This is a genomic window from Enterococcus sp. AN402 (assembly GCF_040719405.1).
GTDB classification, from domain to species: Bacteria; Bacillota; Bacilli; order Lactobacillales; family Enterococcaceae; genus Enterococcus; species Enterococcus faecalis.
In genome coordinates, this window is sequence record NZ_JBFDTM010000004.1 from 1,028,887 (window position 1) to 1,050,425 (window position 21,539).

Below are 21,539 nucleotides of genomic sequence, written 5' to 3' on the forward strand. Positions count from 1 at the left end.
TTCTAAAATAGGTATATCTATTATAACAAACAGTTTGTATAATAATCAACAAACTGTTGGGAAATGAAGGGGTATTTTAATTGATGGTTATGAGAGCAGGGATTGATGTTGGGTCAACGACAGTAAAATTAGTATTTTTAAATAAACAAAATCAGCCTATTTTTACAAAATATGAACGCCATTTTTCAGATGTCAAAGCAGCAACGGAACGCATTTTAAAAGAAGGACTATCAAGGATCGGTGCAGACCAACCTGTGACAATGAGCATAACTGGCTCTGGTGGTATGGGGCTGGCTGAGGTATTAGGGATTCCTTTTGTTCAAGAGGTTATCGCGTGTACACGAACTGTTGAAACAATAATCCCAGAAACGGATGTTGCTATTGAACTTGGCGGAGAAGATGCAAAAATCACTTTTTTTGATGGTGCTTTAGAGCAACGAATGAATGGTAGTTGTGCAGGTGGGACAGGCGCCTTCATCGATCAAATGGCTGTTTTACTTAAAACGGATGCCAATGGAGTGAATGAATTGGCGAAGAATTATCAAACTATTTATCCGATTGCTTCCCGCTGTGGGGTTTTTGCCAAAACGGATGTTCAACCTTTAATCAATGAAGGAGCAGCGAAAGAAGATATCGCGGCGAGTATTTTTCAAGCGGTAGTTAATCAAACAATTGCTGGGTTAGCTGCTGGTCGCAAAATTAAAGGTAAAGTAGCGTTTTTAGGGGGACCTTTATTTTTCATGTCAGAATTGAGAAAACGGTTTATTGAAACCTTAGCAATTCAGCCAGAAGATGTTATTTTTCCAGAACAACCGCAACTGTTTGTAGCAATGGGTGCAGCACTTTATTCAGAAGATGCAGCCGAATGTACATTGGAAGAATTAATTCAGCGCTTAGTGAACAGCCAGGCTACTGATTTACAGCCGAGCGACACGTTACCACCGTTATTTAACAGCGCAGAAGATTTAGCAGATTTTCGAGAAAGACACGCGCAAGCCCAAGCAACGGAGAAACCTTTATCTCAACATACTGGCGTGGCCTTTTTAGGGATTGATGCAGGCTCAACAACGACAAAAGTCACATTGATTGATGAAGATGGTCATTTGTTGTTTTCTTTTTATGGTAATAACCAAGGGCAACCTTTAGAAACCACCATGACAGTACTGAAATCACTTTATCAACAACTGCCTGAAGAAGTTTTTATCGGAAAAGCGGCTGTTACAGGATATGGAGAACAGCTAATAAAAAATGCGTTAAAAGTCGATATTGGTGAAGTTGAAACGATGGCCCATTACAAAGCAGCCAACCATTTTCAGCCAGGTGTGGATTTTATTTTGGATATCGGAGGACAAGATATGAAAGCGATGACCATTAAAAATGGCGTGCTTTCCTCGATACAATTAAATGAAGCTTGTTCTTCTGGGTGCGGTTCTTTTATCGAAACCTTTGCGCGATCCTTAAACTATAACGTGAAGGATTTTGCTTTGGCGGCTTTAGAATCGCAAGCGCCGGTTGATTTAGGTTCTCGGTGTACTGTTTTTATGAACTCAAAAGTGAAACAGGTTCAAAAAGAAGGGGCCTCTGTCGGCGATATTTCTGCTGGACTATCTTATTCAGTCATCAAAAATGCCATTTATAAAGTCATTAAGGTTCGCCGACCTGAAGAGTTGGGAGAAAAGATTGTCTGCCAGGGAGGAACATTTTACAATGAAGCGGTCTTGAGAGCTTTTGAAAAAATTAGCGGTCGTGAAGTGGTTCGTCCATCTATTGCTGGTTTGATGGGGGCCTATGGGGCAGCGCTGATTGCTTTGGACGCTTATGAAATTGGGGAAGAAACCACGCTTCTTTCTTTAGGAGAGTTAGCGGCATTTACCTCTGAAAAGGAATTTACTCATTGCGGCTTGTGTGAAAACAATTGTCAATTAACGGTCACAGTGTTTTCGGATGGGCGCCAATTTATTACGGGAAATCGCTGTGAACGTGGTGCACGAATTAAAATTAAACGAGAAGAACGCAAAGTGAATTTGGTTGATTATAAGTACCGCAAGTTATTTAAGTACCGACCTTTGCGGGAAAATAAAGCGTTTCGTGGGCGCTTGGGTATCCCTAGAGTCCTAAACATGTATGAAAATTATCCTTTGTGGCATACATTTTTTACTGATTTAGGCTTTCGGGTCGAATTATCGCCACGTTCTAATAAGCAAATCTATGAACAAGGCCTTGAAACGATTCCAAGTGATACGGTTTGTTACCCAGCGAAAATGGCACATGGACATATTCAAGCATTAATTGATGCGCAAGTGCCAATCATCTTTTATCCTGGTGTCGTTTTTGAACAGCAAGAAACAGTGGAAGCGGATAATCATTTTAATTGTCCAATTGTGCAAAGCTACCCAGATGTCATTCGAAATAATGTGGATGCCATCAGAGAGGGCCAAGTAGATTATCGAAATCCCTATCTTAATTTAGCGAATGAAGCAGCAGTTGCCAAAGTTTTAGCTGAAAATTTTGCTGATTTAGGGATTTCCTTAGAAGAAATTCAAACAGCGCTGCATCATGGTTATCAAGAATTAGCAGCTTTTAAAAAAGAAATTCAAGAAAAAGGCGAAGAAACGTTAGCCATGTTAACTGAAAAAGGCCAGAGAGGAATTGTCTTATCGGGACGACCGTATCACTTGGATCCAGAAATTAATCACGGCATTGCCGAAGTCATTACACAGGAAGGATTCCATGTCTTGACAGAAGACAGTATCTCGCATCTTGGAGACGTGCAGAATTTACGTGTGGTGAATCAATGGGTCTATCATTCTCGCTTATATGCGGCGGCTAAAGTAGTGGCTAAGACGAAAAATTTAGAACTTGTCCAACTGAATTCCTTTGGTTGCGGCTTAGATGCTGTGACAACCGATCAAGTAGAAGAAATCATGGATCGGTCTGGCAAAATTTATACAGTCCTCAAAATCGATGAAGGTGCGAATTTGGGCGCAATTCGTATTCGGTTGCGCTCCTTGAAAGCGGCTGTCAATGAGCGGGAGAAGCAACAGTTTGTTCCGCATATGCAAATGGAAGAGCCGGAGAAAATTGTGTTTACAAAACAAATGAAAAAAACACATACCTTACTGTTACCAATGCTTAGCCCGATTCATCAATCTGGATTAGTCGATGTAGCATTACAAGCTTCTGGCTATCATGTCGTCTGTTTGCCTGCGCAAGACAAAGAAGCTGTGAATGTCGGGTTAAAATATGTCAATAATGATGCGTGTTACCCAGCAATTATTTCCATCGGACAACTAGTTGAAGCTTTGGAAAGTGGTCAATATGATTTGGATAATGTCAGTGTCTTAATGACGCAAACAGGGGGCGGTTGTCGCGCAACGAATTACATTCCCTTATTACGAAAAGCTTTAAATGATGCTGGTTTTTCTCAAGTTCCTGTAGTTTCAGTTTCGATGGGCAATAAAGGAGTCGAATCCAATCCAGGATTTAAATTTACGTTGCCAATGATCAAGCGCTTAGTAGTTGCCTTTTTATATGGTGACTTATTCGAACGAGTAGTTTATCGAACAAGACCTTATGAAACAGAAAAAGGAATGGTGGATCAACTGCACCAAGATTGGCTAAAAAGAGTGGAAGCCAATGTCCGGAATGGTTCGCTGACACAATTTAATCACTTCATGAAAAAAATTATTCGGACGTTTGATGAAATTCCTTTACAAGAGATAAAAAAACCAAAAGTCGGTGTGGTCGGGGAAATTTTAGTGAAATATTCGCCGACAGCGAATAATGATATTGTGCGTTTGCTAGAAGAAGAAGGTGCTGAAGCAGTTGTGCCAGATATTGTTGGCTTTATGAACTATTCTTTGTACAATCAAATTTGGAAATACGAAAATATGGGCATGTCAAAACAAAGCAAACGTTTAGCAGAATTTGCGATAAAAATCATTGAATTGGTAGAAAAACCAATGGATAAGGCATTGAGAAAGTCGGTCCGTTTTGATGGCATTCATTCCATTTATGATATGGCAGCAGACGCAAGTAAAATTTTATCAATTGGCAATCATACGGGTGAAGGTTGGTTTTTAACAGCTGAAATGATTGAGCTCTTAAAACATGAGGTGAATAACATCGTTTGTATGCAGCCGTTTGGATGTTTACCAAACCATATTGTTGGAAAAGGGGTCGTGAAAGAGCTACGACGTCAATATCCGCAAGCAAATATTGCGGCGGTGGATTATGATCCAGGGGTATCTTTGGTTAATCAGTTGAACCGAATCCGTTTGATGATGGCCACAGCGAACAAGTTGTTGAAAGAAGAAAATGTAAAAAGATAATAACTAATAGAAATTCGTTTAAAAACATTTGACTTGGTCACTTTTTACTGACTAAGCCAAATGTTTTTGTTATAAAAAGAAAGCATGCAACTAGACCAACTTTGATAAAAATTCCAATTCCTCTTTTATTTATCATTTTTTGGTTGTTTACACGGTCTATACCAGTTATAATAGAAGAGGAGATGAACGAAGAGGAGGAAGCGTAAATGGTTCAAAATATACCAATTTATATTCAAATTCACGATAAAATCAAAGAAGATATTGAAAAAGGTGTCTGGAGTATCGGGGATCGTTTGCCCTCTGAGCGAGAATTAGCCTTGAAATTTGATGTTAGTCGAATGACCTTACGCCAAGCCATCCAGACTTTAGCAGACGAAGGGATTTTAGAACGAAAAATTGGTTCAGGAACATATGTAGCACGTAAGAAAGTTCAAGAAACAATGACAGGTACCACTAGTTTTACAGAAATTACCTTGTCTCAAAATCGCGTTCCTTCTAGTCGGACGGTGTCTTATTTTGTAGCGAAACCTAGTTCTAGTGAGATGGAAAAATTACAACTAGGTCCAGAAGATTCAATTTTACGAATGGAAAGAATTCGTTTTGCGGATGACATTCCGATTTGTTTTGAGGTGGCGAGTATTCCTTATTCATTGGTCTCGCAATATGGCAAATCTGAAATCACGAACTCTTTTTATAAAACACTTGAAGCCAAATCTGGCCACAAAATTGGCCATTCTAACCAAACAATCTCTGCTGTTCAAGCATCGGAACAGATCGCAGAATATTTAGAGATTAAACGAGGCGATGCGATTCTGCGTGTGCGCCAAGTATCCTATTTTGAAAACGGACTACCTTTTGAATATGTTCGTACGCAGTATGCAGGAAGTCGATTTGAGTTTTATTTAGAGAAGTAGAGAAAAAGAATGAATAAAAGATAGGAAAACTTATCAATGTGATAAGTTTTCCTATCTTTTAATTTTTTTCTAAAGAAATAAATTGTTTTTTTAATAAAATGCATATTTACTTATTAATTTATCTGACGTTAAAAAATAACGATTTAGTGGAATTTATTTATTTTTTAAAATTTTATTTAAATATTTTTTAAATAATTTTTATTTATTGGTTATTTTTGTTTTTATTTTGGTAAATATTGATTTGGGTGGTTTTTAAATGTTGTTTTTAAGTATTTTTATTTGTTTATTTTATTGTTATAATTATTTTTATGCGAATACGTATATTTTTAAATAGTTGTTGACTATATTTTTTATATATAGTTATAATATTTGTAACAGGTAATAAAACTATAAAAAATGTGGAGGGATTACTTATGGCAGGATCAATTGCTGTAACACCAGAACAACTGAAATCACAAGCGAAAGTATATTCGCAAGCATCGTCTCAAATTCAAGATGCAATTCGTAAAGTGAATTCAATGAACCAACAAATTTCACAACAATGGAAAGGGCAAGCATTTCAAGCGTATCTGGAACAGTACAATCAATTGGAAGGTAATGTCAAACAGATGGAAGAATTATTGATTAGTATTAATCAACAATTAAACAAATATGCAGACACTGTCGCAGAACGTGACCGTCAAGATGCAGGATCATTTGGCTTTTAATTGATCAAAGATTGAAGCGCTAGCGCAATGAATTGCACTAGCGCTTTTTCTAAAGGAGAGAAGATAATGGAAGGGAAAATAAAAAAAGGTATCCCTTTTGCCTTAGCAATTGGAGCAACTTTCTTGTTATTACTTTTTTTCATTCATTTAGGGTTTAAAGATGAGAACGTGACTCGAAGTAGCAAAGATCAGACAACAAAGATGCAGTACGCATTAGTTAATGAAGATAAAGGCGCAAGTTTTGAAGGAAAACGTTATGCATTAGGTTCTGATTTTGTCACATTAATTAACAAAGATACAGCTAATCGATGGGAAACAACGACTCGGAATATCGCAACATCTGGGGTTGAAAATGGACAATTCGATGCCCAAATTATTATTCCGCAAGATTTTTCGGAGAAATTATTGTCACTACAAGCTGTTAGTCCAGAGCAGGCTTCTGTTGAATACCAAGTGCGAGACGGACAAAATGAATTGACCAATCAAGCAATTCAAGACAAAGTAAATACTATTTTGAAAGATTTTAACCAACGCGTAATTCAGATGTATTTTTCCAGTATTGTTGGAAATTTAGTTATCGCACAACAAAACGTTAACCAAATTACTGATACGCAGTTGCTGTATCAAAATCAATTAGAAGAAACAATTCAGCAACCATTTAAAGAAATTCCCATGAATTATACGACAGTATTAAGTACGGCTAGTATTTTAGATGAGGACAATAAATTATTTACAAACGAGCAAGAAGCGTTTGTAAAATCAGTACAAACCTTATTAGAAAGCAATAATCAGAGCTTAGAATCAACTAGTAAGACAACGGAAGATACGAAAAAATCAGTGGGTGAGTATTCGAAAGAAGCAAATGAAAAAATAAAAAAATCAATTGCACAATTTAATGAACAGTTTGAGAGACAAAAACAAGAATTGACTAATCAATGGGAAAGTGACACGACAGTATACAAACAACAATTCGATCAACTAAATGGAACGGTAATCAATCAGTTTAGCTCCTTCTACACACCAAGTGAACAAGGAGGCTCAGGGATTTATGCTGACTTTTTATCAGAATCTAAATTATTTCAAGAAACACAAAGCAATCGCATTGGCGAACTACAAAAAGAAATCGCAGAACTACATATGCAAGTAGAACAATTAACTGCGTTAAAAAAGCAAATTGCGGCTACATATTATAATGATCTTGAAGCAACACCTGAGATAGCAACAGACACTCAAATTAAGCAAGCGATTATTCAGTTAATTACGAACGAAAAAGAAAATATACCTAACTTAGATAAAAATTATCAGGAAAGATTGGAAGAATCACTAAGTGAAATTTCTTTTGTAAGTTTAGAAAGACTCGTTAGTGAATTAGAAATGAATAATAGGATTTCAGTTGAACAAGGCAATCTTTTCCGTGATGAGTTACAAATTATTCAGCGATATGCAGAACAACATGAACTTGATTTCACCAATTCAAGCCGCTTTATGTATTTGGAACCTAAACAACTTCATGAAGATACTATAGCGATTCCACAAGAAAAAGTAACTTTTTCACTAGCGACAAATCAAGAGTCGGTTATTTCATTACGACAAACCAATACACAAAATTGCGAATTGTCATTTATTTTAGATGATTCAAAAGTTCAAACAATTAAAACATCTTTGAATCAGCAGTTAGCAGGTGCAGGTTACAGCATTGATATTTCAGCAATTACCCCAACACAGCTAACAATTACCAAACCAGTGAAAATACAAGCTGAGATTCCTGAGAATGATGAAGTGGACGAAGAAAATACGCAAGAAGAGTTGGCAGAAGAATCCGAAGATGAATCTGAAAAAGTAACTGAGCCAGCAAATGATTTGCCCCCACTTCCAGAAAAACTTTCTTTAACAATTGACTTACCAATGGTTTGGCAACTGACACCAGAACAACAAAAAACAGCATTTAATCAGATCAATTATTCTTGGCGGGTAAATAATGAGCTTCAAAATGCACGTTCGTTTGCTGTGTATATTGCAATGGACCAACCATTAGTAACCGATATTCCTGAAATTATGAAGCAATTTCAACTTTTAGATACTGTATCACAACAAATTGTGACTTTATATGGTACGCCTAATCAAAGTCTATCTATTCAAGAGTATGCAGCAATGTTAACCGCTCCTGAAAATCAGGATAAAACAATTGAAGAGTTAGCAGGTGAGACATCCATTTACTGGATGTACGACAATATCACTGAAAACGAGCAAACCATGATGATTACAGATAAATTATTAGACGAATATAAAAAAACAGGAAATCAATTATATCGAGAAACAGATGAACAAATTAATCAATTAAAACAATTAATTGGTACTGAGACAGGTCAAAATACAGACGGACGACCTACAACACTTTACGGAACATTAAATTTAATGACGGTCCCTGAAAAATTATTACGAGAAGCAGAGAAATTAAATACATGGTTTGATGAAGCAACAAAACAAGTCAATGCGACATATGCTACTTGGCAAGAAGCTGGAAAAGTGGGAGCTACTTCTGTAATTGATGAAAGAAATCCACATCCAGAAGAAAATCAAACCAGCACTTTAGATGTAGAAACAGAAAATTTAGTTAAAATGATGCAAACGTTAATGCAAACAACGAAAGAAACTAGTCTAACAACAGCTGATTCAGCAGCCAAAGTCAAAGATGTTGCCCCGACTATCAAAGAATTGAAAGCCTCAACAACCAAAGTTCAAGATCATGCGCAAAATATTTTAGCAAACTTAAATGATTCAATTGATGAGTCAAAGAAAACAACCAAAGAAAATGAAGAGTATGCCAAAACATTTGAAAAAGTATTGGCTAATACAAGAGACGGCGGTGCTGATAATCCACGGGTATTTAGTTTCCTTGCGAGCCCAATTCAAGGAGAAGGAATCTTTGGCGAAACACGACAAGTCTCTTTAATTCCCTATTACGCTACCTTGATTGTTAGTATTTTAACATTCGTTATTGCGCTAACTTTCCAAGGCTTTATGAAGAAAAGAACAGTTACTGTAGCGGATGCGTTGGTTGAACCAACCAGAGTTTGGCAAAATATACCAAATCTGTTATTACTCTTGATTACGGTTATTTTGTTTGGAAGTGTCTTTTCACTTCTACTGGTGTTCAATGTATCTCAAATAAATCGATTCGCTTGGTTTATCTATAGTTTCTTAGTATTTGCTAGCGGTGCACTTTTGGTTTGTGCTTGTTTGCGCCAATTTAAAAAACTTACTTTATATGTTTATGGAGCTATGCTGGGGTTATTTTTCATGTTGACACCTTTATTAGGCATTGCAACAAAGGTAGGCTCATTAAGCAATTGGCTCTATCGTTTATCGCCGCTTCAAAATATCCAAAATGGCTTTACTGCTTTAGTAAATGGGATACAAATTAGTTGGGTTAGTTACCTTATTTTAATCGTTTTACTTGTTTTAGGTGTTGTCCTTAACTTGTTTGTACGACCGGAGGAATAGCCATGAGAAAATTAATAAAAATAGTGATTGTTTTAAGTGTTAATATGCTCTATTTGTCATTGTCATCAACAAAAACAAAAGCAGAAGAAGTAGGCGCTTTAAAAATAAATAATCAAGTGATCTACCAAGACAATCAGCAGAAAAAAAACGTAGAAGTGAATTTCATTATTCCAGATTTGTTTTTGCCGATAAAAGAAGAGAAAGAAAAAGAAGTCAATCAAAGTAAAGCGAGGGTTGTCAACGAAGCAAAAAATGATGTATTTAGGACAGAACAGAATGCAAAAACATTAGCAGTTGATAAAAAGGTAAGGCCTTTTCTGTTCAAAGAGACGGCAACGGTCACTTCTCCTGAAAGCGTTGAATCTCTTGAGGTTCACCGAGAAATATCCATAAACTTTTGGTTGTACAGTGGTATTTTTTTAGGAAGTATAGTTATTTTATTCGTTGGTGTTTTTCTAGGAAACCGTTTTTCATATCATCGTGCACAAAGCGGAAATTAAGGAGTGAAAGAAACATGAACAAAAGAACATCGATTGGTATCGGCTTACATGTGTCGAATCAAATTATTGATTTGCAAATCCCTAATCAGGTATCAGTTGCACGTTTAAAAGAATTGTTACTCGAATCGTTTGAGCTGTTGCCAAACCGTTTGCCAGCATCATTTGAATTGGTTGTTTTGAATAAACCAATTCATTTAGCTGATAATCAATTAATTGCAGATTATCCATTAGGGAATGGCGACCAACTAGTAGTAAAAGAAATTATAAAGGAGACACATGGATGAGCGAGTTAAAGGATATTTCAGAGACAATCACGTTAGAAGCAACAAAAGAATATGTTCAAGTGACATTACAAGCAAATCAATATCAGTTAGAAAGACTAGAACAGTTTCAACAATTTTTAAAATCAAGTCGTGGATTTTTATCGGGAAAAATAATACAAGCAACGGAAGAAGCGTTAGTGATTCAATACCATAAGGATCAATATATGCAATCCATTTTACAAGCGATAAAAAAATGGATCAATATGAGCGATTATTGTTAGCGCAAAGAGTTCATTATTTGGTTGATTTCTTAGGTACGCCGGTCCAACCCTTTATTCATCCAGAAAACATCTATATCTTGGGAGAAGAATTATTAATTGCTCATCGTGGTTTTATGCAGGTCATTGTGCCTTATTCAGCAGATGAAAGAGAATTTTTTAAACAATATCGAGCGCTGATTTTAGCAATCTTACATCCAAAGTATGAGTATGAACAATTGATTCAAGGGAATGGCACCCTGAAAGATACGCTATCTAAACAATTACAAGAGGCGAAAACAATCAATGAAATTGAGCAAATCATTGGTGAACAAATCATTCGTCAAAAAGCCAAGCGTGAAGCAGAAACCAAATTAGTGAGTAAAAAAAGTTATTTAACCTTTAAATGGGCCAGCTTAGTGTTATTGGCTTTAACGCTACTTTTTGCAACTACAACAGGGATTTATGTCTTAAAAAAATTACCAGCCCAAGAGCGAGTGAGTTTGGCAGAAGCGCAGTATATTTCTAATGACTATGCAAGTGTTACAAAAACATTAAAAGAAGATACACCAGAAGAATTACCGATAGGAGCTAAGTATGTTGCTGCTGTTAGTTCTGTCCAACTAGATAATTTATCAAATGAACAAAAAACAGCAATTTTAAATAATTTATCTCAAAAATCTAGTGAAAATACCTTACTTTATTGGATTTATATTGGCAAAGGAGACTTTGAAAAATCATTAGATATTGCCCAAAATTTAGGCGATAACCAATATATATTACATGCCTATACAAAATTATATGATGCAACCAAAGCCAATAACAAAATGAACGGCGAGAAAAAACAAGCATTGTTAAAAAAATATGAAGAAGCCATTGATAAATACATGAAAATCTTGGGAGGAAAAACGGATGACAACGAAAATCAGTAAAAAATTGGTCTCTGTGAATGATCAAATTCATACATCTAGCATGATTTATTTTGACATTTTTTATTTTGGTCCCCAACTTCTTCACCGTCAAATTACGGCTAAAAACCCAAGTGTTTCAATCAATCAACAATTATTTTTTTACGAAAATGAAGAATTATTCTGTAATGGTGAAACCTTTGATTCTGCTGAAAATTTTTCTGTTTTTCCCCACGAAGAATTGATTACTGTCACCACCAATAAACCACAGAAAGATTTTTTAATTGCCTCTGCCAAAAATGCTGCGATTTCATTAGAAACAGATGCCATCATCAATATTACACTAACATCAGAAACTGGGGAATATACAGCAACGATTTATCCCGGAGAAGATACGATTTACTACAATCATTATTTAGTTGAAAAAGGAAGCTATGCTTTTGCAGTCGGTGATCAATTAGTTGTCAATGGCTTAATCATTGAAGTTCGGGAAAAACAATTAAAGTTAACAAGTCTAGGAGCTACATATTCCCTGAATCCTTGGCAAATTGTAGAAGAGGAGGTTATTCCAGAATATCCTGTCGATTTCCCGTCATTTCGACGAAGTCCACGGATTCACTTGAAGGAGCCAAAAAAACAAATAGAAATTGCTGCCCCAAAAGCCAAGCAAACAGAAGGTAAAAATGAACTGTTACGGACGATTGTCCCACCTTTAGGAATGGTCGTTTTGAGTGGCGCAACAAGCTTTTTAAGTGGGGGCAATCCAATTATGATGCTTAGTATGGGCGGAGCGAGTTTATTGACGGCTGGTTTTTCAGTCTCTAGTTATTTCACCAATAAAAAAGAAACAAAGCAAAAGAATATCGAACGGACAAATAGCTACGAACAATATTTAATACAAGAGAAAGCTCATTTAAGTATACTGCAACAAGAACAAAAAGAGGCCTTGGAATATATGAATCCTGCCATGAACGAATTAGCCTTAATGACAAAAGAGTATCATGCGCGAATATATGAACGCATGATGACTAATGAAGATTTTTTGACAGTTCGCTTAGGGGTTGGTGAAATTTCTTCAAGTTTTACGACAAATTATCAGTCAACGGAAGATGATTCACTAAGTCAAGAAGCTGAAGAACAATTAGTATGGCCATATAAACAATTAGAAAAGGCGCCGATTGTTGTACCACTAATGGGACAAACCTTAGGATTGGCGGGAACACCTGCTGTTTTAAGGACAGCCATTCAAACGTTGTTATTTCAAGTGTCTGTTTTACATTCCTATCGTGACGTAGAGTTTGTTACTTTAGTACCAGAGGAAGATTATCAGAAAGATTGGCATTCTTGGCGTTGGTTGCCACACGTCAAAATCCGCAGCCTGAATTTGCGTGGGATTGTTCATGATCCTCAAACAAGGGATATGGTTTTAAATTCTTTCTATCAAATGATTACGAAACGTCGACAACAAGTGCGCGAAGCCGGCAATGAAAAAGTTCACTTTCAACCACAGTATATTCTGTCGATTTTAGAGGAAAGCTGGTTGTCAGGGCATGGCTTAAATGAATTTTTAGCTGAAGATATGAGTCAATATGGTGTGACAGTTATTTGGGGAAAAGATGCTTTAAATATGTTACCAGAAACGACAACTACACTGATTGAGTATCAAAGTAGTGAAGCGGCGACTTTAATTAATCAAAATAATAAATATGTGAACCAAAACTTCGTTCCTAATCATTTACCGAGTGCATATCCGCTTGCTTATGCGATTCAGCGCTTGGCGAATTTGCAGCATGTGGAAGTGGAGAAAAATGCTATTCCTGAAGCAATTGACTTTTTAGAATTATATGATGTAAAGGAAATAAAGGATTTAAATGTAACAGACCGTTGGCAAAGAGCCGATACTTCTAAGTCTTTAGCAGTTCCTCTTGGCGTTCGTGGCAAAGATGACATTGTTTACTTGAACTTACATGAACGTGCCCATGGACCGCATGGACTTGTCGCAGGAACGACTGGCTCTGGTAAGTCTGAAATCGTTCAAAGTTATATGTTGTCATTAGCTGTTAATTTTGCTCCAGAAGATGTAGGTTTTTTACCTATTGATTTTAAAGGAGGCGGAATGGCTAACTTATTTGCAAAATTACCTCATTTGTTGGGTTCGATTACTAACTTAGATGGAGCTAGTTCAGCTAGAGCATTACAAAGTATTCGTGCAGAACTACAAAAACGGCAACGAAAATTTGGAGAATACGGGGTTAACCACATCAATGGTTATACGAAATTATATAAACAAGGAAAAGAAATTACTGACCCAGAAGAAAAGAAAAACTATCCAAGTGAGCCCTTACCCCATTTATTTTTAATCAGTGATGAATTTGCTGAATTAAAAGCCAATGAACCAGATTTTATGGCAGAACTTGTCTCTACTGCACGGATTGGTCGTTCGTTAGGTGTACATTTAATTTTAGCGACACAAAAACCAAGCGGCGTAGTGGATGACCAAATCTGGTCAAACTCACGGTTTAAGCTGGCATTAAAAGTTGCTGACGCCAATGATTCCAATGAGATTATTAAAACCCCAGATGCTGCTAGTATTACTCAACCGGGTCGTGCTTATTTGCAAGTAGGGAATAATGAAATTTACGAATTATTCCAATCTGCTTGGAGTGGTGCTAACTATGATCCATTCGCTACCAAGGAAGAAAAAGTGGATGAAAGGATTTGGTCAATTAATCAATTAGGACAATACGAATTATTAACTGCCGACCTTTCCGAAGAAGAAGAGATTTCTATTAAAACGGAGGAAGAGTTAACACAATTAGACGCAATTGTTGAAGAAATTGCCAAGCATGCGGAAGAAAGTCAAGCAACTTTACCAGAGAAACCTTGGTTACCTCCATTAGCAACAGAAATTGTTTCACCACTTTTTAAAACGCAATGGCAAGAACAACGAGAACTTTCTGTTCCTTTTGGTTTTATGGATATTCCAGCAAAACAAGAACAAGTCAATTTCAATTTCGGTTTGCACGAATTAAATCATACTGCCTTATATGGTTCACCGGGGTTCGGTAAATCAACAGCTTTGCAAACCCTAGTAATGAACCTTGCTCGTAAAAATACACCAGAACAAGTTCAATTTAATTTGTTTGATTTTGGTACAAATGGGTTGTTACCATTGAAAAAATTACCACACGTTGCTGATTTAGTCCGTTTGGAAGAAGAGGAAAAATTGGTTAAATTCTTAAAACGAATTCGTAAAGAAATTCAAGAGCGTAAAGATGCCTTTACTGAATACGGTGTTGCTAGTTTAAATCAATACGAAGAAAAATCAGGACAGAAATTACCAGTGATTGTTACGATTGTAGATGGGTTTGATGCAGTCAAAGAAAGCCCATTAGAAGATCCAATTGAATCTGTTTTAAATCAATTGCTACGAGAAGGAGCAAGTGTTGGCTTGTATACCATTATTACGGTCTTAAGAACAAATAGCTTTAAAATGAGTATGACAAGTAATATCCCAACACATATCGGTTTGTATTTAGTAGAAGAAGATGCGATTCGTGATGTTGTTGGACGAGAAGCTTTGATTCCACAAGAAATTATGGGACGTGCACAAGTGAAATTGGAACAGCCGCAAGAAATTCAAATCTATCTACCAACAGAAGGGGAAAATGATATCGCTCGTTTAAACCGTTTAGAACAAGAAATTGAAAAGATGAACCAAAAATGGGGCGGTGAACGACCACTACCAATTCCAATGTTACCGAAAACAATCGCTATGGCGAATCTATACAATCATCCACACGCTCAACAAATGCTGGAAAATATGGAGTTCCCTATTGCCTTTGATAAAGAAACGACTAACATAGTGGGCTTCAAACCAACGGAACATGGTTATTTTGTGATTGGTGATGATACACCACAACAAAATGAATCTGTTGAAAAAGTGATTATCGAAGACATGAAGCATTTTAGAGGGCGTGCCGAACGGATTATCTTTAACCATAGTGACCGTTTTGGCGGTTATGCAGATAGCTTTGATACAGTGATCGCAGGAACTGAATATGGAAGCTTTGTCAATGAATTATTACAGGAAATTGAACAACGACAAATGATTAGTGAGTATGAACCGATGTTGATTTATATTCCCGAAGCGCAACAATTTGTCGAAAAATCCTTTATTAGTGCTGAAAACCTAAATATCCTACTGAAAAAAGGTAGCCAAGTCGCGATGTATTTTATTTTCCAAACCAATCAAAAATTATTGGAAAACAGTTTTAATGATGCCGATAAATTATTACGTGCTAATATCCCAGCGGGTATGGTTGGTACCAGACTCGCAGACCAAAGCTTTGTTAAAACGAAAAGTGATTATAATGAACCTGCCGTGGAATTGGATGAATCTCATTTCTTTGAAGGTCGAACAGCAATGCGGGTGAAGTTAGTAAGTGAATAAAAAGGAGTGGAATTATGAATAATGAATTGTCAAAATTAATTGATATGAAAAAGAGCGAAGAAGAAATTGAAACAAATAATTTTATTATCAAAGATAACATTTTAAGGTTTGATCATCTAACTTTACAATTAAGTAACATTTCCAGAATATATGCTGGAACTAAGCGGATGAGAATTCCTGTGATGGCGATAAGCATTTTTGTTTTAGCTTTTGGAACTATTCGGTTTGAAGGATTACGTTGGATTAGTTTAATTATTATGGGATTGACAGGATTGTATATCTATATGGTTTATCAAAGACATCAAAGTAATAAAGAATATTTAATCTTTCAACTAAATTCTGGAGATAATTACTCCCTTTATTTTCAAGATGCTGAATTTTTAAACAAAGTCCGTAATGCAGTTGAAGCAGCATTCAATCACAAAAATATGTATTCAGAAATCAATATTGCGGAACAAAAAATTATTCAAGGAAATCACCATGTGATTCATGGCAACCAGGCCAACCTAAACACAGGGATTCAACAAGGCAATACAATGCATTCGAATAATCATGAAGAACATTCGTCAACTACTGTTGGGGATATCACAGATAGTACTATTCATCATTCGACATTTGGCAACCAGAATCATCAAAAAAATGAACAACCTGTTTATGATTGGCCGGTACTTGAAGCTAATTTTAAAGCAGTCATCACTTCATTGAAAAATGAAGACGAAACAAAACAAGTCAACAGGCAAGTGCTAAAAGCTGTTGAAGAAAAAGACGCAAAACAATTTGAGACAATCATTAAAATGAATCGGAAAATTTTTACGTCTAATCTATTTTTAAATACCGCTAGTGGTGTATTGGCTCAAGTGATTTCAACGATTTTAGGGATTCGGTAAAGGAGGAACCTCATGAGTGATGAAGCAATAAAAGCGCAAAAAAGAGCACTGGCAGCCGGAAAGCGTGCTGAAGCCAGTCATTTAAGTAGTCAGGTCAACACGGCACAAGCCAACAAAAATCAAATTGATCAGAAAATTCGAGAATTAGAAAAAGCAATTCGTGAATTAAGTCGAGAGATTCTTAGTATTCATCAATTGAAATCAACCGTTTCTAGTCAGTTAAAGAGTATTTCTGGAAGTAATTTTAAAGGCACACGACGGAATAAGTATAATGAAAAAGTTAGAAAAGTAGATAGTGATTTATCAAAATATGCCACAAAAAATCAAGAAAATTTACAAACGTTTCAACGGAAATTGTCTAACTTACAAGAAGAAGCGCAACGTGAAGCCATGACAATCAGTTCATTAAATTCACAAATTTCGGCACTATTATCAATAGCAATGAGTTTGGATTCTTAATAAAGGAGTGAAAAAAATAATGAAAAGCGGTGTAAATTTATCGGAATGGATGCAATCTGTCAATAAAGCAAACAGCACAATTTCGGGAATTGGCAAAATGAAAACTGTATCTTTTTCTCAAACAAATGCTCGACCTTTTACAGAATTCAAAACAATGATAGAGCAAATCAATTCTTCTCTAGAAAGTTACAAAGAATTTGCAAAAGGAAGCACCAATAAAATGATTGCTGCCGGAAAAAATAAAGCCAATGATGATAAAGCGGGAGCTGCTACTATGAAAATTAGTCAATAAGGAGTGAAGAAAAATGAATCAACAACAAAAGGAGTTGTGGGTGGCTACTTTAGAAAGTAGTAACCTGACTGGAGAAATAACAAAGGACACTATAAACGAACTCGGTTTAATTTTGGGCGGTCAACCCCAATTAGCTCAAAATATTTATCAAAGTTTCCTCAATCAAACCACAAGTTATGAACATAAACCAAGAATTGGCGCGATTATTCATATTAGTTTTGATTATGAAGAGGAAAGAGTCACTTTTGCTTGGTTAAAAAAACAAGTTGTATTGACCGTGCCACAATTTAAACGATTTATGGGTTTCGTTGATACAATTTTTACAGAAATCTATCCAATTGGAACCATTGTCGAATTAGATGAAGAATTATTAACCGAAGATGTTAAAGCGCTTTTTACTACAGATGAATTAGGTTTATTTGTTTCTGTTCAAGGGAGAAAATTAACCATTCCAGAAACGCAAATGATGATTGATTACGTAGGAACTTTATGGCCATTTGGATTACAAGCAGAGGTGGAGCCAATTTATTTTAACTCGGTCATGGTAAAACGAGTTATTTCAGAAGGGCCTACTAATGCGTACGAGGAAAAGTTTACTTTTGAAGTTTTGAGAAAACAATTGGCGCAAGATGAAAAATATTCGTGTACGTATGTCTAATGAGGAGGTGGGCAAATGAAAATTAATATGCGTGAAGTAATGGAAGCTAAAAACAAAATTACTTCTTCCAGAAATAAACTACAAGCAGAAATCAATCGTGCCAAAAGAGATTGGAAAACAGTCCAAGGAAGTGATGCTTTATCTGGAAAAGTCAAAACAGCTATTAATGGTGAAATTGGTAATTACCAACTACCGATGCTAACCAATTATTATGATCTTTTACATACAATAGCACAAGAAATGGAAAAAACAATTAGTGATTTTAAAGCTAGTGTGAAGGAAAATAGTGACTCAGCCATCATTGATACAGACGCCTTAAATGAAGCAAAAGGAAAATTTTCAACACCGTTATCAAATTTTGCGAAATTAGATAAGAAAATTAGCAACATCTACAGTTCTGTGGCACATATCGTCCCTATTTCCGCACCATCCAATCAATTTAATAAAAAAATGGAAGAGGCTAAGAAAGTCTTGACGGAAACGCTGAAAGGCATGGACACTTTTAATGGACGCAAAGCAGGCAGTACTGTCAAAGACAAACTAGCCAAACAATCCAGCCAAATCACGAACGTCGGAGGATTAAGCTATACCAATCCTAAATCATTGGAAATATTTACGGATAAAACATTTAAAAATGAAATAAAAAAAGCGCATAAAAAAGTCCAGGAAGAAGAAAAAGATAGACTTGCTTTTGAAAAAGACCATCCAATTTTAATGGCTATGGATGGTAATTTAACAGAAGAAAAGTTAGACGAACTAGATAAATTAATTAATCATGCGATAGCAAAAGGTGTTGTTTCAGGAAAAAAATATATAAACCATATGAAAAAATTATACATTTCTAGTCGTATCAAACGTCTGCCAAATGGAAAATTGGTAATGAGACGAGCAAAAGGCTGGCTAAAAAAATTAGATCAATTAGCAGATATTGAGGATTATGTGCCAAAAGGTCACCGGTCATTAAGTATCACTGCATCGGGGACCGCAAAGGAATTTACTAAACTAGGAGATAAATTATTAGGCAAATTAGATTTAGTAGATAAGAAGTCTATTCTAAGAGAATCTGGTGAAGCTTTTAGTAAAGCAAGTATTAAAGGAGTCGCAAAGGGAACTCTAAAATCAATGGGTAAATCGTTAAAGAAAGGGGTTTCTTTTGGCGTTAACGGTGTTGTGAAAGATGCCAAAGCATTAATCAATGCAAAAGGTGCAGGAAAAATTATTCCCGGATTAAACATAGCGGCAGGTGCTGTGGAGGTTGTGCAAGGAATAAGCAAGAGTGAGAAACAAGCCAGAAAAGACGGATTGAAAGGGCAAGAAATTACCGCAAGTAAAGTTGGCGGTGCATTGGTGGATGTCGGGAAAGTGGCGGTGACAACGGCGGCGATAGGAGCGGCTGGTGCTGTAGCAGGATTTTTTGGCGCTCCTGTTGTGGGTGTGGTTTTAACTGGAATTGCGGTCTCAGGAGCAATTAATTATGCAGATAAGAAATGGAAAGTAACTAATTCTTTAAAATCTGGAATAAATTCAATGGTAAAAGGGGTGTCTGGATGGTTCAAATAAAAAGTATTTTTAAAAATTTTATTCCAATGAATTATAAAAAATATAGTTTAAAGGAGTATACAAATAAATCATTTTTACTGTCAGGAAGTGGATATATATTTTTGCTTTTATTTTGGCTTTTAGGTAGGTGGTCTGGAAGATCTTCGGGAACCATAACAGATGAAACCAATCAGTTTATTTTAAACTTTTTAAAGATAATTATGCAATTACTAATATTAGATGTTGTATGTTTAATGTTATTTAAAATAAAAAAGCTGCAAAAATATTTAGCTGTATTTATTTATGCGTTAGATATGTTATTTTTAATAATTTTGTGTGCATTTACAGCATCATTATCAGATAACACAACTAATGTATTTATATGGGAGCTTATTCTTGTTTTTAGTTGTCTATTTTTGCAGGTTGTTAATAATTTTGTTTTAACTTTCATCTCCTTGAAAAAAAATAATCTGAGCATTCGAGATAAATACGCAAATTATTGTATGAACTTTATTGGCATTTTCGGATTATTAATTCTTCTTTTAGCAAAGATATTGGATAATAGCTCATTGTTTTTTATAGCATTTTCTATCACAATATCTATACTTATGAATATTGGAATTTTCCATTTTCCTCGTGTAATACGATATTGGAAGAAAATACCATCGATTGATTTAAACAAATCTGCATATGGAAATTCAATTGAGATGATGAAGAATAAGGAAAATAAAAAGCAGTAACTACTATAAGTTTTGAGATTAACAGTGTTGTGAAAGGTGCCAAAGCATTAATCAATGCAAAAGGTGCAGGAAAAATTATTCCCGGATTAAACATAGCGGCAGGTGCTGTGGAGGTTGTGCAAGGAATAAGCAAGAGTGAGAAACAAGCCAGAAAAGACGGATTGAAAGGGCATGAAATTACCGCAAGTAAAGTTGGCGGTGCATTGGTGGATGTCGGAAAGGTTGCAGTTGTGACAGCGACTGTCGGCTTTTTTGTTGCTGCATTACCAGCAACTGCATCATTAACTGCAGTTGTTGGTGTAGGAATAGGAGTTAGTATGGGAGCTGAATTCATTTTGAAAAAAACAAATGCAATTAATATAGCAAAAAAGGGAGTGAACTCAATGATAAAAGGAATTTCAGGGTGGTTTAAATGAAATCTATCATAAAGCATTTTGTCCCAAATAACTTTAAAAAGCAAAAAGAATTATTATTTTCAAACGCGTCCTTCATTAAAGTTATGATAGGTTATGGAATATCGTTAACTTTTCTATTGATAATTTACGGAACGATTGGGAATAAAAATGATTTCACAGAAAATAAAGGGTTTTTATATTTTCAAATAATATATTCTGTGATAGTGATTCTTATCAACGGAATAAGTTATATACAATTTAAAAAGATAAAACTACAAAAATATTTAGTTCTCGTTGTATACTTTTCAGGCGTTTTAGGAATTTTTAGCGGGATAGCATTGTTATCTCTAATAACAGATAGACCGCTTCATAACTTTGTTGTAGGTATGATTGTGATATTTATTGGATGGATTTTAGAGCTACTTGTACATGCTCTTTTGGTTTGGTGGTCGTTGAAACGAAATAACCTTAAATTGATAGCTGCAGCTACTAATTATTTTTCGAACGTTATTGGTATTTTGGGGATATCATTAGCAATAATCTCTTATGTTACAGAAAAAGAAAATTTATTTTTTCTTGCAGCATGTTTAATTGTAATGGTTGTTCTATTTTTCGTAACTTTTGATTTTCAACGAGTATATGAATATTGGAAAACCAAAAAAAATGAAGATGTTTCTGCATATGGAAATTCAATTGAAATGATGAAGAACAAGAAAACAAAAAAATAAAAAC

Annotated in this window: 15 protein-coding genes and 1 pseudogene; all 16 read left to right on the plus strand. The window is 35.5% G+C overall.

The genetic code is table 11. The annotated features are described in order from the left end of the window. The first annotated feature begins 83 nt into the window (after positions 1–83). The 16 genes and pseudogenes from AB1I62_RS06395 to AB1I62_RS06470 all read left to right on the plus strand — a co-directional run bounded on the left by AB1I62_RS06395 (position 84) and on the right by AB1I62_RS06470 (position 21,535). Positions 84–4,331: a 2-hydroxyacyl-CoA dehydratase gene (locus tag AB1I62_RS06395; RefSeq protein WP_104874918.1), complete on the plus strand. Its 4,248-nt coding sequence runs from the start codon at positions 84–86 to the stop codon at positions 4,329–4,331. Between the two features lie 206 nt (positions 4,332–4,537). Continuing rightward, the gene (locus tag AB1I62_RS06400) at positions 4,538–5,245 is read left to right on the plus strand and encodes a GntR family transcriptional regulator (protein WP_002357800.1); all 708 of its coding nucleotides are present in this window, start codon (positions 4,538–4,540) and stop codon (positions 5,243–5,245) included. A 413-nt stretch (positions 5,246–5,658) separates the two neighbouring features. Continuing rightward, a complete protein-coding gene (locus AB1I62_RS06405) occupies positions 5,659–5,952 on the plus strand; it encodes a WXG100 family type VII secretion target (protein WP_002357798.1) in 294 nt (97 codons plus the stop codon). A gap of 27 nt (positions 5,953–5,979) precedes the next feature. Then, positions 5,980–9,456 (plus strand): type VII secretion protein EsaA, encoded by a 3,477-nt coding sequence (gene esaA / locus AB1I62_RS06410; protein WP_048736907.1) that lies wholly within the window; start codon positions 5,980–5,982, stop codon positions 9,454–9,456. A 2-nt stretch (positions 9,457–9,458) separates the two neighbouring features. Further along, on the plus strand, positions 9,459–9,956 hold the full coding sequence (locus AB1I62_RS06415; protein ID WP_016617250.1) for a hypothetical protein: 498 nt from the start codon (positions 9,459–9,461) through the stop codon (positions 9,954–9,956). Positions 9,957–9,970: 14 nt separating this feature from the next. Continuing rightward, complete coding sequence (locus AB1I62_RS06420; protein WP_010712367.1) at positions 9,971–10,240, plus strand: EsaB/YukD family protein; 270 nt, start codon at positions 9,971–9,973, stop codon at positions 10,238–10,240. Then, positions 10,237–11,408, plus strand: a pseudogene (gene essB, locus AB1I62_RS06425) (type VII secretion protein EssB). The gene AB1I62_RS06420 and the pseudogene essB overlap by 4 nt, the downstream one beginning before the upstream one ends. Then, positions 11,389–15,837, plus strand: coding sequence for a type VII secretion protein EssC (gene essC, locus AB1I62_RS06430; protein WP_141407807.1), 4,449 nt, complete (start codon positions 11,389–11,391; stop codon positions 15,835–15,837). Before essB ends, essC begins: the two are co-directional and overlap by 20 nt. A 14-nt stretch (positions 15,838–15,851) precedes the next feature. After that, positions 15,852–16,724, plus strand: coding sequence for a DUF6232 family protein (locus tag AB1I62_RS06435; protein ID WP_048736901.1), 873 nt, complete (start codon positions 15,852–15,854; stop codon positions 16,722–16,724). Positions 16,725–16,736: 12 nt separating this feature from the next. Beyond that, positions 16,737–17,183, plus strand: a complete 447-nt coding sequence (locus AB1I62_RS06440) for a DUF5082 family protein (protein WP_002361714.1) — start codon at positions 16,737–16,739, stop codon at positions 17,181–17,183. Between the two features lie 19 nt (positions 17,184–17,202). Further along, entirely contained in the window at positions 17,203–17,475 is a 273-nt protein-coding gene (locus AB1I62_RS06445; protein ID WP_002407019.1) for a hypothetical protein, read from the plus strand. Positions 17,476–17,488: 13 nt separating this feature from the next. Continuing rightward, positions 17,489–18,133, plus strand: coding sequence for a DUF4176 domain-containing protein (locus AB1I62_RS06450; protein WP_141407808.1), 645 nt, complete (start codon positions 17,489–17,491; stop codon positions 18,131–18,133). A gap of 15 nt (positions 18,134–18,148) precedes the next feature. Then, positions 18,149–19,693 (plus strand): T7SS effector LXG polymorphic toxin, encoded by a 1,545-nt coding sequence (locus AB1I62_RS06455; RefSeq protein ID WP_367019136.1) that lies wholly within the window; start codon positions 18,149–18,151, stop codon positions 19,691–19,693. Further along, on the plus strand, positions 19,681–20,412 hold the full coding sequence (locus AB1I62_RS06460; RefSeq protein ID WP_048737479.1) for a hypothetical protein: 732 nt from the start codon (positions 19,681–19,683) through the stop codon (positions 20,410–20,412). The genes AB1I62_RS06455 and AB1I62_RS06460 overlap by 13 nt, the downstream gene beginning before the upstream one ends. 29 nt (positions 20,413–20,441) lie before the next feature. Continuing rightward, positions 20,442–20,828 (plus strand): hypothetical protein, encoded by a 387-nt coding sequence (locus AB1I62_RS06465; RefSeq protein WP_141407810.1) that lies wholly within the window; start codon positions 20,442–20,444, stop codon positions 20,826–20,828. Then, positions 20,825–21,535, plus strand: a complete 711-nt coding sequence (locus AB1I62_RS06470) for a hypothetical protein (protein WP_048737029.1) — start codon at positions 20,825–20,827, stop codon at positions 21,533–21,535. The genes AB1I62_RS06465 and AB1I62_RS06470 overlap by 4 nt, the downstream gene beginning before the upstream one ends. The last annotated feature ends 4 nt before the right edge of the window (positions 21,536–21,539 follow it).

Excerpts from the sequence above, each read along its gene's own strand:
- AB1I62_RS06470 (WP_048737029.1), top strand. The coding sequence starts at position 20,825 with ATGAAATCTATCATAAAGCATTTTGTCCCAAATAACTTTAAAAAGCAA.
- esaA (WP_048736907.1), top strand. The coding sequence starts at position 5,980 with ATGAATTGCACTAGCGCTTTTTCTAAAGGAGAGAAGATAATGGAAGGG.
- AB1I62_RS06445 (WP_002407019.1), top strand. The coding sequence starts at position 17,203 with ATGAAAAGCGGTGTAAATTTATCGGAATGGATGCAATCTGTCAATAAA.
- AB1I62_RS06420 (WP_010712367.1), top strand. The coding sequence starts at position 9,971 with ATGAACAAAAGAACATCGATTGGTATCGGCTTACATGTGTCGAATCAA.
- AB1I62_RS06400 (WP_002357800.1), top strand. The coding sequence starts at position 4,538 with ATGGTTCAAAATATACCAATTTATATTCAAATTCACGATAAAATCAAA.
- AB1I62_RS06440 (WP_002361714.1), top strand. The coding sequence starts at position 16,737 with ATGAGTGATGAAGCAATAAAAGCGCAAAAAAGAGCACTGGCAGCCGGA.
- AB1I62_RS06460 (WP_048737479.1), top strand. The coding sequence starts at position 19,681 with ATGGTTCAAATAAAAAGTATTTTTAAAAATTTTATTCCAATGAATTAT.
- AB1I62_RS06395 (WP_104874918.1), top strand. The coding sequence starts at position 84 with ATGGTTATGAGAGCAGGGATTGATGTTGGGTCAACGACAGTAAAATTA.
- AB1I62_RS06450 (WP_141407808.1), top strand. The coding sequence starts at position 17,489 with ATGAATCAACAACAAAAGGAGTTGTGGGTGGCTACTTTAGAAAGTAGT.
- essC (WP_141407807.1), top strand. The coding sequence starts at position 11,389 with ATGACAACGAAAATCAGTAAAAAATTGGTCTCTGTGAATGATCAAATT.
- AB1I62_RS06415 (WP_016617250.1), top strand. The coding sequence starts at position 9,459 with ATGAGAAAATTAATAAAAATAGTGATTGTTTTAAGTGTTAATATGCTC.
- AB1I62_RS06455 (WP_367019136.1), top strand. The coding sequence starts at position 18,149 with ATGAAAATTAATATGCGTGAAGTAATGGAAGCTAAAAACAAAATTACT.
- AB1I62_RS06435 (WP_048736901.1), top strand. The coding sequence starts at position 15,852 with ATGAATAATGAATTGTCAAAATTAATTGATATGAAAAAGAGCGAAGAA.
- AB1I62_RS06405 (WP_002357798.1), top strand. The coding sequence starts at position 5,659 with ATGGCAGGATCAATTGCTGTAACACCAGAACAACTGAAATCACAAGCG.